Source organism: Burkholderia sp. 572 (assembly GCF_040545135.1).
Lineage (GTDB): Bacteria > Pseudomonadota > Gammaproteobacteria > Burkholderiales > Burkholderiaceae > Burkholderia > Burkholderia cepacia.
The window spans coordinates 71,957-88,148 of sequence record NZ_JBEPLH010000016.1 but is presented as its reverse complement, the minus strand read 5'-3'; the positions used below and the strand labels follow the sequence as shown (position 1 = coordinate 88,148).

Sequence of the window (16,192 nt, the reverse complement as noted above, 5' to 3'; positions counted from 1 at the left end):
GCTTGCGGCCGCCCCCTTTTTGTCACAACACGGCCGCACACGCGCCCTGCCCCTCCCGCACGACCAGCACCGGCCGGTCGGCGGTGCGCACCAGCGATTCGGCGACGCTGCCGAGCAACGCGCGGCGCACGCCGCGCCGCCCGTGCGTGCCCATCACGATCAGCTCCGCGTCGCATTCGGCGGCGGCCCGCGCCAGAACGGACGACACGTCCTCGCCGCACGCGTCGAGCGTGTGTGCCGTGCCGCGGACGCCGCACAGGCGAAACGCGGTCTCCGCGTCCGCCACCGCGATCGCGGCCCTGTCCGCATCCAGCCCGGCCGGGTCGCGCTGGCCGATATAGCCGCTGTCGACGTCGGCCACCCTTGGCGCGTCCGATACCACGCACACGGCGACGATCAGGCCGCCTGAATCGCGGGCGAGCGCGATCGCCTCGTCGAGCGCGAGTCGCGAAGCGCGGCTGCCGTCGAGTGCCGCAAAGATCCGTGCATACATGGAGCCTCCCCGTTGCCGTTCGGATTTGACCGGCATGCCAGACCAGTCTGGGCCCGACGCGCATCGTCCGGTTGATGCCGGTCAAGCCCGCACGGAAACAGGCGTACGCATCGGTCCCGATTGGCGAATCCGGACAAAACGCGCACAATTTCGGGCGATATCGCAGTTTCGGCCTGCCCCGCTTCCCGTGCCCCGCGTCCGGCCCGCCGCCCGCCGGCCGCCGGCGAAATCCGTCAGGATGAACGGCAATGACAGTCCATGTGCCCGCCTTCAAGGCCGGGCCGGCTCCGCGCAGGGTCCGGCCCGCGCGATCCGCGACCCTCGCCGCGCTGCTGACGCTGGCGCTCGGCCTGGCCACGTCGTTTGCCGCCGCCCGGCTCGTGCAGAACCGGGCGCAGGAAGCCGCCCAGGCGCGCTTCGCGCAATCGGCGACGCTCGCGACGGCCGACCTCCGGCGCAGCTTTCTCGGCGCCGCCGCCGTCTTGCGCGGCGCGCGCGGCTTCGCGTCGACGCTGGTCGTGCCTCAATCCGGCGACGCGTGGCGTCGTTACATTGCCGGTCTCGATCTGGACGGCTTGCAGTCGCCCGTCCGCAGCGTCGGGAGAATCGAGCCGAGCCCCGCCAATGACGATCAGGCGACCCGGCGGGCACTGCAGCGAGCGGCGGAAACCGGCAGGGTCGCGCTGGCCGCGAACGCGACCCGGGACAGCGCCGACGCGACGAGTGCCCGCACGGCGCTGATGTTGTATCTGCCGATTTATGCGGACGCTGAAGACGGTGCTCCGCCGGGGCCGCAACATGCGCGCGCGACCGGATACGTTTATGCCGCGCTCGATCCGGCACGTCTCGTCGATCCGTCGATACTGGATCGGCTACGCATGGAAATCGCGGCCGACATCCCGGCGGCGCTGGTCCATGCCGGCGGCTTCGGCGGCAACGACGCCACGGCCGCCGGCAACATGCTCACGCGAACGGATTCGCTGTCGTTCGGTGGTACGCCGCTCACGCTGCGCTACAGTGCGCCGGGCCCGGACACGTCCGGCCCCGCGCTGGCCGTGCTGGCGGCCGGCACCGCGCTGTCGCTGATACTGGCCGTGCTCGTGCAGCAGGTTGTCTCCACGCGAATCTCCGCCGCCGTGCCCGCCGGCGACAGCCAGCCGACCGGGGAGCGGATGATGGGCATCATCCGGTCATCGATGGAAGCGATCATTACCGTCGACGAAAGCCAGACGATCGTGATCTTCAATCCGGCCGCGGAACGCGTGTTCGGTGTCTCCGCGATGGAGGCGATCGGCGCGCCGCTCACCCGCTTCATCCCCGAGCGCTTTCGCGCCGCGCATGCGCGGCACGTCGAGCAATTCGGCGTGACGGGCGTGTCGGACCGCCAGATGGGGCAGCAACGCGTGCTGTTCGGCCTGCGCGGCGACGGCACGGAGTTCCCGATCGAGGCGTCGATATCGCAGATCCGCGACGGCGCGGGCAAGCTGTACACGGTCATGCTGCGCGACGTCACCGAGCGCGTCCGCGCGGAAAATGCGCTCAGGCAGTCGCGCGAGGAACTCCGCGAGCTGTCCGCCAACCTGCAGAACGTGCGGGAAGAAGAAAAAACGCGGATTGCACGCGAGTTGCACGACGACCTCGGCCAGCAAATCACCGCGCTCAAGATGGATCTCTCCGCCGTCGAGCTGGGGCTCGCGGGCATTGTCGCCCCCCATACCGGCGTGCGCGAGCAGTTGGGCGGCATGCATCGCCTGATCGATTCGACCGTTGCGTCGGTTCGGCGCATCGCGGCCGATCTGCGGCCGGTGATGCTCGACGACCTGGGTCTCGTCCCGGCGATCGAGTGGCTTGCAAACGATTTCACGCATCGCTACCGGATCACGGTCGACCGGGACATCGCCCCCGTCGATACCGCGTTCACCAGCGCCGGCGCCACCACGCTGTTCCGCATCGTGCAGGAAGCGCTCACCAATGTCGCCCGGCATGCCGATGCGACGCACGTGAAGCTCGCCCTGAAAGTGGAAGACGGCTACTGCATGCTGCGCATCGCGGACAACGGCCACGGTGCGCCGGAGGTCGCCCGCGACGAGCGCGATCGTCCGTCGTTCGGGTTGATCGGCATCCGTGAGCGCGCGCACATGCTCGACGGCACGGTGACGATCGACAACCGGCCGGGAACGGGATTCACGATTACCGTGGCGTTGCCGCTTCACGCCATCCAGCAAGGAGATGTGCTGTCATGATCAGGGTACTCATCGCCGACGACCATGCCCTCGTCAGGGACGGCCTGCGGCACATCCTGCAGAACGCAAGCGGCTTCGAGGTCGCGGGCGAAGCGTGCGACAGCGCATCCACGATCGCACTCGTACGCGGCACGGCCGCGAACGTGCTGGTGCTCGACCTGTCGATGCCCGGCCGGAACGGCGTCGAACTCATCAAGCAGATCAAGGACGAGAAACCGGCCTTGCATGTCCTCGTGCTGACGATGCACGCCGAGCAGCAATACGCGGTGCGCGCGTTCCGCGCGGGCGCATCCGGCTACATGACCAAGGAGAGCGCGAGCGCCGAGCTGGTCGCGGCGCTGACCAAGATCGCGGCCGGCGGCGTGTATGTCAGCCTGACGATGGCCGAACAGTTTGCGCAGAGCCTGAACGAACCGACCGATCTCCTGCCGCACCAGCGTCTGTCCGACCGTGAATTCGACGTCTTCCGGCGCGTCACCACCGGCGAGTCGATTTCCGAAATCGCGAAGGCGCTCTGCGTCAGCGTCAAGACCGTCAGCACGTACAAGACGCGCATTCTCGAGAAGATGCAAATGCCGAACGACACGGCGCTCGTGCGTTATGCGATGCGCCACAAGCTGTTCGACGACCCGGACGAACTCTGACGGCCGCCAGGCAGCCGGCTGCTTGCGCCCCGTCGATCCCGCTGCCAGTGGCCGCATGGGCGGCTCGCGATCGCGCGACCGGCGCACGCTTCGTCCGCACCCGGCCCCTCGACGCTGCGTCGCGTGATATCGAACATAACGTCCGCCACCGCCGCCGGCATTGAGTCAGGTCAACGGAATTGCCGCCCGTTGCCGCCCGCCTCTCGACAACGTCAACCGGGCAACGCGCGCCCGCCTCGGCGGCAAGATCGCGGCAAGATGCCGCCCCCTTTGTAGGAAACGCCCTACAACGCTTCCACGTGTCCTACCGCATCTTCAATTCCGGCTGATTTCCGTCGAGCGCCGCGCCATCCATACTGCGTATCAAGAAAAACAAGCCAGCGTGCCGCCCGGAGCAAAGGCCCCCTCAACCCCGAGACCGGTTTCGGTCTCGTGGCCCGTCCGGTGTGGTTCCCCATCAGGAAGGCGGCAGACACCAAGGCCGCCGGTACGACGGCCAGCGCGATCCTGCCCGACAGCGATTCGCCGCTGGCCCAGGAATTGGAGCCGATCATGCAAAGCCATGCCGATGTTTCGCAGACCATGCCGTTACACCCGTTACAACCGTCACGTCCGTTCATCCCGCTGCATCCCGTCGAACGGGCGGACCAGCCGAAGCGCGCCGCGTCCCGTTGCTCGACGTGCGCGCTGCGTACCGTGTGCATGCCGCCCGATCTTTCGCCTGACGACTTCGCGCGTGTCGACGCGATGATCTGCACGACGCGGCACGTCAGGCGCGGCGAAACGCTGTTTCGCGCGGGTGACGCATTCAACAGCATCTATGCGGTCAGAACCGGTTCGTTCAAGACCATCGTGATGCATCGCGACGGAGACGAGCAGATCACCGGCTTCCAGATCGTCGGCGAATCGCTCGGGCTCGACGGCGTGCACACCGGCCGGCACAACGGCGACGCAATCGCGCTCGAGGACAGCACCGTCTGCATCATTCCGTTCGGCCAGCTCGAGCAGATGTGCCGCGACGTTCGGCCGATGCAGCATCACGTGTATCAGATGATGAGCGGCGAGATCGTGCGCGAATCCGCGCAGATGCTGCTGCTCGGCACGATGACCGCCGAGCAGCGCGTGGCCGCCTTCCTGCTGAACCTGTCCACGCGCTTCAAGGCGCGCGGCTACTCGGCCGCCGAATTCGTGCTGCGGATGACGCGCGACGAGATCGGCGAGTATCTCGGGATGAAGCTCGAAACGGTCAGCCGCATGATGTCGAAGTTCCAGCGCAAGGGGCTCGTCGCCGCGCAAGGCAAGCAGATCCGCATCGTCGATTCGGACGGCCTCGGGCGCATCTGAGCGCATTGCGGTGCGGGCATGTCGAGCGGAATCAGCCGCGCATGCCGAGCACGGCGGCGCCGGACACGCGCCCCATGCGCAGATCGTCGAGTGCGCGGTTTGCATCGGTCAGCGCGTAACGCACCGCTTCGACCCGCAGCGGCATCGCATCGGCGATCCGCATGAACGCGGCCGCGTCCGCACGCGTCAGGTTGGCGACCGACGCGATGCGGCGCTCGCCCCACAGCCACGCGTACGGAAAGCCCGGGATATCGCTCATGTGAATGCCGCCGCATACGACGATCCCGCCTTTGTCGACCGCGCGAAGCGCGGCCGGCACCAGTGCGCCCACCGGCGCGAAGACGAGTGCGGCGTCGAGGGGTTCCGGCGGCGTTTCGTCGCTGCCGCCGGCCCATGCGGCACCGAGCGACAGCGCGAGCTGCTGGGCGACGGTGTCGCCGGGTTTCGTCAACGCAAACACCTTCCGCCCCTCGAGGTGCGCGACCTGCGCGACGAGATGGGCGGCCGCGCCGAAGCCGTAGATGCCGACGCGACGCGCATCGCCGGCCATGCGCAAGGTTCGGTAACCGATCAGGCCGGCGCACAGGAGCGGCGCGGCCTCGAGATCGGAATAGCGCCGCGGCAGGTGCACACAATAGCGATGGTCGGCAACGGCGCACTCGGCATAACCGCCGTCGATCGTGTAACCGGTGAATCCCGGGCTGTCGCACAGGTTTTCGCGGCCGGACGCGCAGTACGCGCAATGCCCGCAGGTCGAGCCCAGCCATGGAACGCCCACCCGGTCGCCGACGGAGAATCCCGTCACGCCTTCACCCAGCACGCGCACCGTTCCGACAATTTCGTGCCCCGGCACCAGCGGCAGCTTCGGGTGCGCGAGTTCGCCGTCGACGACATGGAGATCGGTCCGGCATACACCGCACGCGTGCACGTCGATCAGCAACTGGCCCGGCGCCGGCAGCGGATCCGGCACGCGCGCCTCGCGCAAATGCGGCGTCGTGCCGTCAAACATCATCGCAAGCATGCTCGCCTCCCCGCGCCATCGTGTTCGCGCGCGTCACGATCCAAGGCTAGTCGCCACGCGCCGCGCGCGCATGGCGCAGTGACGGGCGCTTGACGTGGGTCAACGGCGGCCGGCCGGTTGCTGACACGATGAAGTGGCATGACGCCGCCGGCCCGGCGACCAGGAGATGATCGAATGACAGCCGTTCCCCCACTTGCCGCAAGCGCGCATCCCGAAGCGCATCTGAAGTCGCTGCTGGCCTATGCGGTGCTGGCCCCGTCCAGCCACAACTCGCAGCCGTGGCGGTTCATCGTCGACGGGCCCACGATCGCGGTCTGCGCGGACCGCGTCCGTGCGCTGCCGGTGGTCGATCCGTTCGATCGCGAGCTGATCATCAGTTGCGGCGCCGCCTTGCTCAACCTGCGTGTCGCGCTCGACCACGCAGGGCTCGCCCACACGATCAGCACGTTTCCCTCCGAAGTCGACCCCGATCTGCTCGCACTGGTGCGGGTCTGCGACGACGGCTATTCCGACGCGTCGCTCGGCGCGCTGTTCGATGCGATTCCGGAGCGCGTGACGACGCGCGCGCCGTTCGAATCGACGGCCGTTCCGGACACGCTCCAGCGCGAGCTGATCGCGGCCGGCGCGGCGGAAGGCGTCGAGGTCGCCTGTGTCGACGCGATCGCGCACCGCGCACGGGTGGCCGAGCTCGTCGCCGAGGCCGACCGGCAGCAGTTCGCTGATCCGCGCTTCCGGCGCGAGCTGGCGAGCTGGATCGATCCGCGCCGGCACGTCGACGGCATGCCGGCATTCGCGGCCGGCGTGCCGACGCTGCTGGACTTCGCGGCGCCCGTCGTGACGATGGCGGTCCGGACGTTCGATCTCGGCAACGGGCTCGCCGCGCTGCATCACCAGCTCGTCGGTGCGTCGCCGCTGATCGTCTGCCTGTCGACCGTACGCGACGATCGCGAGGCGTGGCTCGCCGCCGGGCAGGCGCTGGAGCGCGTCCTGCTCGTCGCGGCGCGCGCGGGCCATACGGCGTCCTACCTGAACCAGCCGATCGAGACGGCCGGGCTGCGCGCCCACCTGCGCCACATGCTCGGGCTGCGCGGCGAGCCGCAGTTGCTGCTGCGCGTCGGGCGCGGCCCGCATACGCCGCATTCGCCGCGCCGCCCGCTCGACGAAGTCGTCTCCTGATCACGCCGCGCGGCAAAGTGCGGCCCCTCCGACCCGGACGAGGATAAAAACATGAACCTCCTGCGTTTCGCCGCCCTCTGCGCGATCGCTGCGGCGGCCGGCCCGGCCGCCGCGCAGACGGCCGTGCCCGAGCCGACCGATCTCGTCAACGCGCAGCACTGTATGTTCTGCCACACGCCCGACATGAGGTTCCTCGGGCCGTCGTTCCACGAGATCGCGCAGCGCTATCGCGGCGATCCGGCCGCCGCCGCGGAACTGGAACGCAAGCTGCGCGTCGGCGGCCGCGTGCACTGGGGCGACACGCCGATGCCGTCCGCCGAGGATCGCGGCGGCCCGCTGTCCGCCGACGATGCGCATCAGCTCGTGCAATGGGTGCTGAGCCAGTAGCCGGCCCGCCGGCCCGCACCGCATGCCGACCGCCATCAAACGCCTACCCGCCCGTACGGTACGAGGCAACGCGCGCCGCCGTGCCGCACCCGGCGCGACGCCGGGGGAAACGCGCGGCATACCCGCACGTCCGCGGCCCGATGCGCTCGCCGGCAACGACGACAGCGCCCGGCCCGGCCCGCGCCGCGTGCGGCGTCCCGCCCGACGCCCAAAGCACACGCCTGCCGACGACGACGCCACCATCCTGCAGCGCGCGAGCATGCGCGGCATCCGGCTGCAGCTCGACTACTGGAAAGCCGAGGCACGCCTGCAGAGCGAAGGCATCGGCCATGCCGTCGTGATCTACGGCAGTACGCGCATCGTCGCCCCTGCCGTCGCGAATGCCCGGCTGGACGAAGCCAATCGCCTGCTCGCGCAGCGTCCGCACGATGCGGGCCGGCGCCGCGCGGTCGCGGCGGCGAGCCGGCTCGTCGAGCACAGCGTGTATTACCGCGTCGCACGCGAATTCGGGCGCATCGTCGGCCACGCCGACCGCTGCACGCGCGCCGCGCGGCTCGCCGTGGTCACCGGCGGCGGCCCCGGCATCATGGAGGCCGCGAACCGCGGCGCATACGAACTCGGCGCGCCGAGCATCGGCCTGAACATCGAGTTGCCGCGCGAACAGGCGCCGAATCCGTATATCACGCCCGATCTCGGTTTCCGGTTTCACTATTTCGCGATCCGCAAGCTGCACCTGCTCGAACGCGCGAATGCCGCCGTGTTTTTCCCGGGCGGCTACGGCACATTCGACGAGCTGTTCGAGGTCCTGACGCTGCTGCAGACGCGCAAGATCCCGCCGCTGCCCGTCATCCTCGTCGGCGAGGCGTACTGGCGCCGCGCGGTGGACCTGGCCTTCCTCGCCGACGAGGGGATGATCGATCGCAGCGATCTCGACCTGTTCACGTACTGCGAATCCGCCCCCGACATCTGGCGCGCGATCGGAAGCTGGTATGCACGGCGGCGTGCGGCGCGGCCGGTGCGCCGCCGCCCGCCGCCGAAACCGCGTGCCGTGTAGGAATCTGCCGACGCGCTCCGCGCGATTCCTACCGCAGCTTCGGGGCATGCCGATTGAATCGCGCGGGCGCGGCAACGATACTGAAATCACGGATCGCGGCTGCGCGCCAGCCGGATTCCGGGCCATCAGGAGAGCCGTCATGACACACGCTACCCCGCTTCCCGATTCGGGCGACCAGGCCCGCCGGCCTGACGCTGCCGCGCTCGACACGCAGGCGCTCGTCGCCCTGGCGCGCGACGCCGGCATGCTCGTGATCCTCGACGGACAGATCGGGCGCGAGCGGTACGAGAGCGTGACGGGCTCGATCGCCACGCTGGCCCGCTTTGCGCAGGCACTGCAACTGTCGGCACTCAAGGCCGCCTGAAGCCCGCAGCCGTGCCGCGCCGCCGGCATCCGGCGCGACGGCGGCGGCCCGGTCTTCCGACGCGATGATCACGCTCGCCCTGCCGTCCCGTCCGTCTGCCCGGGCCGGCCGCACCCCGGTCACCACGCGCCTGCCGAAGCCGTCCATCCCGTTCGCCCGGACGTCTCCGGGATGAAGCCGCGATGAACCGGCACCTTTCCGAACACGTCGCCCACCTGTTTCCGGGCATCGCACTGCTCACGCACTACCGGCGCGCATGGCTGTCGCGCGACCTGTATGCGGGCATCGCGCTGTCGGCCGTGCTGGTGCCCGTCGGCATGAGCTATGCACAGGCGGCCGGCCTGCCCGCCGTCACGGGCCTCCATGCGTCGATCGCCGCGTTGCTCGCGTATGCGCTGCTCGGCCCGAGCCGGATCCTCGTCCTCGGCCCCGATTCGGCGCTGGCCGCGCTGATCGCCGGCGCGATCGCCCCGCTCGCCGACCATGACCCGCAGCGCGCCATCGCGCTGGCCGGCGCGCTGGCGCTGTCGGCCGGCACGATCTGCATCCTGCTCGGCACGCTCCGCCTCGGCTTCGTCACCGACCTGCTGTCACGTCCGATCCAGTACGGCTACCTGAACGGTATCGCGATCGCGCTCGCGATCGGCCGGTTGCCGGAACTGCTCGGCATGCCCGCGGCGGGCGGCGACGTGTTCTCCAGCGTGCCGCCCATCGTGCACGCCCTCGCCGAAGGCCGGTTCTCCACCGATGCCGCGCTGCTGGGCATCGGTGCGCTCGCCACCATTTTCCTGATGAAACGGGTGATGCCGCGCGCACCCGGCGTATTGATCGCGGTGCTGGCCGCGACCGTGGTCGCGCACGTGTCGCCGCTGCACGGCATCGCGACGGTCGGCACGTTGCCGGCCGGCGCGCCCGTGGCGCACCTGCCGGTCGTCTCCGTCGCCGACCTGGGCGCGCTCGCGTCCGGCGCCGTCGCCGTCGCGCTGGTGTCGTTCGCCGACATCAGCATGCTGTCGCGCGCCCTATCGGCACGTTCGGGCGAAACGCCGGATCGCAACCAGGAACTGGTCGCACTGGGCGCCGCCAATCTGCTGGCCGGCATGATGCAGGGCTGCGCGGTCAGCAGCAGCGCATCGCGCACGCCCGTCGCGATTGCCGCGGGCGCGCAGAGCCAGGTCACGAACCTCGTCGCGGCGGCGTGCATCGCGATCCTGCTCGTTGCCGCGCCGACGCTCCTGACCGGTGTCCCGCGCGCGGCGCTGGCCGCCGTCGTGATGTACGCGGCGTTCGGCATCGCGGATGTGCGCAGCGTCGTCCGGCTGTACCGGATGCGTCGCGGCGAATGCCTGATTGCGGTGCTGTGCTTTGCCGGCGTGGTCGGCATCGGCGTCGTGCCCGGCATCCTGCTCGCCAGCGCGCTGTCGCTGCTGTCGTTCGTGTGGCGAGCCTGGCATCCGTACGATGCGGTGCTGGGCCGGCTGGCCGGCGTGCGCGGCTATCACGACATCGCGCGCCATCCGGACGCCGTGCAGACGCCGGGGCTCCTGCTGTTCCGCTGGGATGCGCCGCTCTTCTACGCGAACGTCGAGATTTTCTGCGAGCATCTGCACGCGGCCATCGTATCGTCGGCGTCTCCGGTCACGCGCATCGTCATCGCGGCCGAGCCCGTCACGGATATCGACGTCAGCGCCGCCGACCGGCTCGTGGCGCTTTGCGAGGAACTCCGCGCGCAGACAATCGCACTGGACTTCGCCGAAATGAAGGGGCCGGTGAAGGATCGCCTGCGCGCCTACGGGCTGTTCGACGCGTTCGGTCCCGCCAGCTTCTTTCCGACCGTGACCGACGCCGTCGCGCATCATGTCCGGCGGCAACGCGAACATGCGCGTGACGACGAACCGGTTGCGCACCCCGCGCCGCCGCCTGCCGACCGCGACCGCGCGGACGGGTAGGCACACCGATACCCATGCGACGCGGCGCTCGTTGCATCGGATGACGAACGAAACGTCGACGCACGGGAGACACGTTCACGTGCGCCGTGGCGTCAGACCGTGAACGTGTTCGATTTCCTCATCTCGACCCAGGTCATTCCGGCGCGCAGCCCGTCGATCGCGGCTTCACGCTCGGTATCGTGGTTCCGGCTGTGCGCGAACGTGCGCTCGCATGCGCCATCCGGCGACGTGAACGTCACGTGGATCCTGCAACGGTAGCCGCCCGCTTCGGCGGCAATCGTCTCGATCGTCACCGACCAGTCCGCGTCGTGTACCTCGCCTGACAGTGTCATCCGGCTTCCCTCCTTCAACTGCGCGGACTGCCCATCCGGTTGCCGGGTTCCGCGCTTACTCGACAACCAGGTCGTCGACCACCGCACGCACGCCGCGCGCCGACCACGCGGCACCGCGCACGGCCTTGCGCTCGGAGAACGAACCGACCTTGCCGGACAGCCGCACGGTGCCGTCGTGCACCTCGATCGCGATGTGCTTCGCCTCGCGCTCCGCGTGGCGCATGATCGCGCGCTTGATGCTGCCGCCGATGTCGGCCGACCCGACCGCCCCCTGCACCGTGATGTGGTCGGTCACGCCGGTCACGCTGCGCATCTGCGAGATCGCCCGCACGGCCAGATGGCTCTGGTACGCCCAGTCGACCCTGCCGGACAGCGTGATCCAGCCATGTTCGACCTGCACCTTGACCGCGTCGTCGTGCAGACCGACCGTCCAGTGCAGAACCGAGCGCACGGCATTCGCGATGTCCTCGTCGGTGCGAACGTCGTCGTCCGGCAAATGCACGGTCATGTCGACGACGAGCGCCTTGACGCCGGCCACGCGGTTCGCCGCACGCTCGATCGCCAGTTTCTCCGCATAGCTCGGCGGGTGACCCGAGAGCGTCACGATCCGGTTGACGACCTCGACACCGATACGTGTCGCGTCGATCGCCGGGTCGGACTCGAGTTCGTCCTGGACGTCCTGCTTCAGTTGCTTGTCGGTTTTCATCGCCTGCACTCCTGTGAGCCGCGGCGTGCCTGTCCGCCGCATACGCCCAGATTTGCACATGCACGGCCGGGGATCGCTGATGCAGGTCAACGGACGCCGCTCGACGCGCATCGCGGCCTGCCGGTGCACCGCTTGACGGAGGTCAAGCCGGCGCGGCCCGGCGGACTTATCGTGAGATCGCCGATGCGCGACGCCCCGGCAAGCACGGCGATGCTCCAAGGAGACTCACATGACGGAACAGCAACTGTTGGCCTATTCGCCGACACCACCGGCAGGGCCGGTATCGCCACAGGGCGAATCCCCGCCCCTCATCGACCTGCCGTACCCGGACCTCGACGGCGGCCCGCCATTGATGACCGCACTCGCGGCGAGAATGAGTTCCCGCGAATTCGCCGCCACGCCCCTGCCGCCCGCGACGCTCGGCGCGATGCTGTGGGCCGCGGACGGCGTCAACCGGCCGGTCGGCGGCGGCCGCACGGCGCCGTCTGCGCATGCGTTCAACGAAATCGACGTGTACGTCGCGCTGCCGTACGGCGTCTATCGCTACGACGCGCCCGCGCATCGGCTCGTGCTGAAACACGCCGTGGATGCCCGCAACCTGACGGGTTACCAGGACTTCGTCGGGCGCGCGCCTCTGGATCTCGTCTACGTCGTGCGGACCGCCGCGATCCTCGACATGCCGCCGCAGCAGCGCGACGTGTTCTCGGCGATCGCGGCCGGCGCCATCGCGCAGAACGTGTCGCTTTACTGCGCGGGCGCCGGCCTCGGCACGGTCGTGCGCGGCTGGATCAACCATCGCGTGCTGGCCGACGCGCTGCGGCTGAACGAGGACGAGCTGCCGATCCTCGCGCAGACGGTCGGCTACCGCGCAGGCGGTGCCGCATCGAATGCGTGAGCGCCCCGGCGCCCGCTTCAACGAAACGGCGCGCGGATCGCTCCGCGCGCCGTTTCCTCCTGTCGGGCAGCGCATGCCGGCGCCACCCGCGGCCTGCCGCCCGATCAGCCGATCGTCAGCTTTTTCTGCGCGACCGGCGCCTTCTTCGGCAGCGTCAGCGACAGCACGCCGTCCTGATACGTCGCCGTTGCCTTCGCGTCGTCGATTTCACCCGACAGCGAGAACGAGCGGCTGACCGCGCCGCTATAGCGCTCGCGCCGGATCACGCGCTCGCCTTCCTTCTGCTCGCTGTTGCGCTGGATTTTCGCGTTGATCGATACGGTACTGCCCGTCACCTGAACGTCGATGTCGTCCCTGGCGACGCCCGGCAGCTCCGCGTTGACCTTGTACGCATCGTCGCTTTCCGTCACGTCGATCTTCATCGATGCAAGATCGGGCTCGTCCGCCAGCGTCATCCCGCGCAGCGGCCTGAACAGGCCCTGAAACAGGTCGGCGACGGGTTCGATCGAAAACGGATCGTACCGTGTGACATTGCTCATGGTTCGTACTCCTCGAACGATTGACATGCGGCCCGCGCTTTCGTCCCGCCCGCGCGAAGCCATGACGAAGATCGGATTGGCGCGGCACCGTGTGCCGGGCAACGGACGAACGATCGTCAGGATTCCAGCGTAACTGCCCGCATCGGCATGGGCTTGACGCGCGTCAACGGGAGCGGACGCTCAGGTGCAGAACCGGAAATAGCCGCTGTGGAGCAGGATCGGCCGGCCGCCCATCTCCTCGAGCAGGCAGCGCGCGGCACGCTCGATCGCGGGTCGATGACGGGCGAATGCCTCCACGAGATCCTGTTCACGCGGCGATGCCGCGCGGAAGTGATCCTCCAGCGCTTCCGCGGTGATCGCGCAGTGCACACGGCGGCCTTCGACCAGCGCGGGAAACGCCAGCGCGGGATCCTGGCTGCAATACGTCGGATGTTCGCAAGGAAAGGAGATCTGCATGATGGTCACCTGTGCAGGTTGCGCATGGGTGGGCACGGGCTGGCGGTGCCCCGGGTGCTGCCCGCGTCCTCGCCGCGAGGCGCCGCGCGCGAAAACGCTAGGCTGCCGCCGCCGCGGCCGGGGCGGCATCGCCGGCGCGTACGAGCAGGACCGGGCAACTCGATCCGCGCAGGAAACGCTCCGCGACGCTGCCGAGAAACAACCGCCGGACACCGCGGCGGCCGTGCGTGCCGATCACGGCCAGATCGATCGAGCGCTCGACGACGTACCGTTGCAGCCGTTCGGCGACATTCTGGCCAGGCTCGGTCTCGACGATTTCCGTGTCGCCGTTGACCGCCGCATGCGAGATCGCCCGTTCCGCGCTGCGCAGCACCGCCGCGCCGTCGCGCCGAACCTCGTCGAGCAGCGCGTCCGGATCCATTCGTCCGGCGTACGTCACCAGAAGCGAGCGGTCGACGACGAAAACGGCGAACAGGCGCGCGCCGTACGATCGCGCCACCTTCAGACCTTCGTCGAGCGCCAGTTTCGATGAAGGACTGCCGTCCACGGCGACCATGATGTTCGTGTACATACCGACCTCGCTGGATGAACCGACGCGCCGGCGGCGTGCGGATGGGTGTCATCATCGGCGTTCGCCGGACGCGGGCGTTGACGGAGGTCAACGGTTCGAAATCACGTGGAGGCGCGCGGGCGCACGGGCACGAGATGCCGGATCAGCGCGGCGCGACCGGCTGCGGCGCGTCGGGGGAACGCGCCTGGCTCACGTCGGCCCGGAAACCCCGCTCGATGTCGAGGATCTTCGTCGCGCACGCGTCGTACCGCCACCCCGGGCCGCCATCGCTGCCGTACATGCCCTTGCACATCGCCTTGAGCCGGATCACCGCCGCGCCGCCGCCCGATGCGGTGCGCGAGGCCCACAAATAGACTTCGCCGGCCAGGAACGGCGGCGCCGTCTCGATCGTGTCTGCATCGGCCCGGGTGATCCGGGTCGACGAATGCCCTTCGACGTAGCGGCGCGCAAGGCGCCATGCGCGGTCGCATTCGGCCGGTGTCGAACACTGCAGCGCCGCGGCCTGGCGCGTCGCGAACAATTGCGTTTCCGTCGACCGGAAGGCCGCGTTCCGCTCCACTCCGGCGCACGCACCCAACGCAAGCAGCACGCCGACTGCCCACACCCGTTGCTTCATCTCGACCGCCCCGCAACACATCGCGCTCCGCTCGCCGTCGGGTAGCACGAACCCGTTCGACGCCAATCCGGCCGTATGACGGCCGACTTCCCGCATTCGACGCGCGGTCACGTGCCGCGGCGTCCGAGCGCTCGAATCGACTGTAGGGCCGCCATGGAAAACGCGGTTGACCTGCATCAAGCGCGTGCCGCACGCGCACGCGCTTCGCCGGCACGCCGGAGGGCACCCGGCTGCGTCCCGCCGCTCACTCGAACCGGCAGGCCGCGCGCGGCAGCGCCGAAAGCGTGTCACTCGACAGTTTCAGAATGCCGTCGAAACCGGCCTGGTTGTCCGCCGGGCAGAAAGCCGCGAGCGTCATGCCGTCCGGGCGCGTGTACTCGACATTGAACACGGCCTTGTTCAGCGCGATGAAGCTCGCGTAACCGCCGCACTCGTGGAACCTGTTGCATTGCTCGTTGAGCGCCCAGTCGGCCACTTTCGCCATCGCGGCCGCGATACCCGAGCCGTTCTTCAGGCCCATCGACATCCCGCGATCGTGCGCGGCGGCGATCAGCGCCGTGTTGTACCGCAGTTGGTCGTCGCGCGTCAGCGGAAAACCCGTTTCCTGGCGATAGCTGTCGTCGAGGTCCGGCTCGATGCCGTCGCAGCCCTTTTTCTTCGCCATGTCGAGACGCGCCAGCATCAAGGGCATCAGGATCGCGGTCTGGCGAATGTCCAGCCAGCGTTCGTGATCCTCGTATCCTTCGACGGGGTAACCGAGCACGCTGTCGGGAAACCTGCCGGCATCGCCACGGGTGTCTTCCCGCCCGCCGACCTCCATGTAGCACACGACGGTGATGCCCTTCGCCTTCAGGCGCTGGATCGTGCCGGCATCGGTCAGTTCCATGTCGACGTCGTACATCTTGCGGGCGTTGTTCACGCCGTCCAGCACCTTCTCGTTGATCGTGTTGCCGTCGATCTGCCATTGCCAGCTCGTGCCGGGCACCAGTGGCTTCCACGCGGCGGCTTGCGACGCGCGCGCCGAAGCCGCCGCGACCGGGCCGCCCGGCACCGACGAATCCGAGTCGCCGCCGCATGCCGCAAGCAGCAGCATCAGCACGAATGAGGCGAATGATCTTGCGGACATGGCGAATCCTTTGCCTGTTGGCGGCTCGTCAGGATGCGAGAGTGCGAGGGTGCGAGGGAGTCACGTGCAGCGAAATGCAGGCGATGCATCTGCCGATCGCGCAGTGGTGCGGGAACGCGCGAAGCACGTCCGGATGGTAGGCGGGAACACCGCGCCCATCTGTTCCGATTTGTCGATTTTTGTTTGCGTGGCGGGCCGGCGCTGTCCGGAAACGCACCGTCATCGCCGATGAGCGATTGCGAAAAATGACAGTTTCTCCGTCCCGGGGTTTTGGAT

General features: G+C 68.9%; 18 protein-coding genes. 9 read left to right on the top strand and 9 right to left on the bottom strand.

Features of this window, described 5'->3' with window-relative positions; translation table 11 throughout:
- Positions 1 to 22: 22 nt before the first annotated feature.
- Complete coding sequence (locus tag ABIC51_RS27830) at positions 23 to 493, bottom strand: universal stress protein (RefSeq protein ID WP_027792301.1); 471 nt, start codon at positions 491 to 493, stop codon at positions 23 to 25.
- A gap of 248 nt (positions 494 to 741) precedes the next feature.
- Here ABIC51_RS27830 and ABIC51_RS27825 point away from each other — a divergent pair, with 248 nt between their 5' ends.
- The 3 genes from ABIC51_RS27825 to fnr all read left to right on the top strand — a co-directional run bounded on the left by ABIC51_RS27825 (position 742) and on the right by fnr (position 4,724).
- Positions 742 to 2,736, top strand: coding sequence for a PAS domain S-box protein (locus ABIC51_RS27825; RefSeq protein WP_175855853.1), 1,995 nt, complete (start codon positions 742 to 744; stop codon positions 2,734 to 2,736).
- A complete protein-coding gene (locus ABIC51_RS27820) occupies positions 2,733 to 3,380 on the top strand; it encodes a response regulator (RefSeq protein WP_059696807.1) in 648 nt (215 codons plus the stop codon). The genes ABIC51_RS27825 and ABIC51_RS27820 overlap by 4 nt, the downstream gene beginning before the upstream one ends.
- A 552-nt stretch (positions 3,381 to 3,932) precedes the next feature.
- Positions 3,933 to 4,724 (top strand): fumarate/nitrate reduction transcriptional regulator Fnr, encoded by a 792-nt coding sequence (gene fnr / locus ABIC51_RS27815; protein ID WP_059696986.1) that lies wholly within the window; start codon positions 3,933 to 3,935, stop codon positions 4,722 to 4,724.
- A gap of 31 nt (positions 4,725 to 4,755) precedes the next feature.
- Here fnr and ABIC51_RS27810 read toward each other — a convergent pair whose 3' ends face one another.
- Entirely contained in the window at positions 4,756 to 5,745 is a 990-nt protein-coding gene (locus ABIC51_RS27810; RefSeq protein ID WP_175901476.1) for a zinc-dependent alcohol dehydrogenase family protein, read from the bottom strand.
- A gap of 174 nt (positions 5,746 to 5,919) precedes the next feature.
- Here ABIC51_RS27810 and ABIC51_RS27805 point away from each other — a divergent pair, with 174 nt between their 5' ends.
- From ABIC51_RS27805 to ABIC51_RS27785, 5 genes are all read left to right on the top strand, one after another.
- Positions 5,920 to 6,921, top strand: coding sequence for an Acg family FMN-binding oxidoreductase (locus ABIC51_RS27805; RefSeq protein ID WP_175901478.1), 1,002 nt, complete (start codon positions 5,920 to 5,922; stop codon positions 6,919 to 6,921).
- 51 nt (positions 6,922 to 6,972) lie between these two features.
- A complete protein-coding gene (locus ABIC51_RS27800; protein WP_021159373.1) occupies positions 6,973 to 7,308 on the top strand; it encodes a c-type cytochrome in 336 nt (111 codons plus the stop codon).
- A 22-nt stretch (positions 7,309 to 7,330) separates the two neighbouring features.
- The gene (locus tag ABIC51_RS27795; RefSeq protein ID WP_354006718.1) at positions 7,331 to 8,362 is read left to right on the top strand and encodes an LOG family protein; all 1,032 of its coding nucleotides are present in this window, start codon (positions 7,331 to 7,333) and stop codon (positions 8,360 to 8,362) included.
- A 139-nt stretch (positions 8,363 to 8,501) separates the two neighbouring features.
- A complete protein-coding gene (locus ABIC51_RS27790; protein WP_021159371.1) occupies positions 8,502 to 8,726 on the top strand; it encodes a hypothetical protein in 225 nt (74 codons plus the stop codon).
- Between the two features lie 182 nt (positions 8,727 to 8,908).
- Positions 8,909 to 10,675, top strand: coding sequence for a SulP family inorganic anion transporter (locus ABIC51_RS27785; protein ID WP_354006717.1), 1,767 nt, complete (start codon positions 8,909 to 8,911; stop codon positions 10,673 to 10,675).
- Positions 10,676 to 10,767: 92 nt separating this feature from the next.
- Here ABIC51_RS27785 and ABIC51_RS27780 read toward each other — a convergent pair whose 3' ends face one another.
- Together ABIC51_RS27780 and ABIC51_RS27775 are read right to left on the bottom strand one after the other, a co-directional pair.
- The gene (locus ABIC51_RS27780; RefSeq protein WP_027792293.1) at positions 10,768 to 11,007 is read right to left on the bottom strand and encodes a hypothetical protein; all 240 of its coding nucleotides are present in this window, start codon (positions 11,005 to 11,007) and stop codon (positions 10,768 to 10,770) included.
- A 55-nt stretch (positions 11,008 to 11,062) separates the two neighbouring features.
- Positions 11,063 to 11,713, bottom strand: a complete 651-nt coding sequence (locus tag ABIC51_RS27775; protein WP_226161055.1) for a BON domain-containing protein — start codon at positions 11,711 to 11,713, stop codon at positions 11,063 to 11,065.
- Positions 11,714 to 11,942: 229 nt separating this feature from the next.
- On the opposite strand from ABIC51_RS27775, the gene ABIC51_RS27770 reads away from it, so the two are divergent.
- Positions 11,943 to 12,608 (top strand): nitroreductase family protein, encoded by a 666-nt coding sequence (locus ABIC51_RS27770; RefSeq protein ID WP_027792291.1) that lies wholly within the window; start codon positions 11,943 to 11,945, stop codon positions 12,606 to 12,608.
- 104 nt (positions 12,609 to 12,712) lie between these two features.
- Here ABIC51_RS27770 and ABIC51_RS27765 read toward each other — a convergent pair whose 3' ends face one another.
- The 5 genes from ABIC51_RS27765 to ABIC51_RS27745 form a co-directional block, all read right to left on the bottom strand.
- Positions 12,713 to 13,147 (bottom strand): Hsp20/alpha crystallin family protein, encoded by a 435-nt coding sequence (locus tag ABIC51_RS27765; protein WP_027792290.1) that lies wholly within the window; start codon positions 13,145 to 13,147, stop codon positions 12,713 to 12,715.
- A gap of 180 nt (positions 13,148 to 13,327) precedes the next feature.
- Entirely contained in the window at positions 13,328 to 13,603 is a 276-nt protein-coding gene (locus ABIC51_RS27760; RefSeq protein ID WP_027792289.1) for a DUF1488 family protein, read from the bottom strand.
- Between the two features lie 97 nt (positions 13,604 to 13,700).
- On the bottom strand, positions 13,701 to 14,174 hold the full coding sequence (locus tag ABIC51_RS27755) for a universal stress protein (RefSeq protein ID WP_027792288.1): 474 nt from the start codon (positions 14,172 to 14,174) through the stop codon (positions 13,701 to 13,703).
- A gap of 142 nt (positions 14,175 to 14,316) precedes the next feature.
- A complete protein-coding gene (locus ABIC51_RS27750; RefSeq protein ID WP_306304910.1) occupies positions 14,317 to 14,694 on the bottom strand; it encodes a hypothetical protein in 378 nt (125 codons plus the stop codon).
- 340 nt (positions 14,695 to 15,034) lie between these two features.
- Positions 15,035 to 15,916: an endo alpha-1,4 polygalactosaminidase gene (locus ABIC51_RS27745; protein ID WP_081071497.1), complete on the bottom strand. Its 882-nt coding sequence runs from the start codon at positions 15,914 to 15,916 to the stop codon at positions 15,035 to 15,037.
- Positions 15,917 to 16,192: the final 276 nt, after the last annotated feature.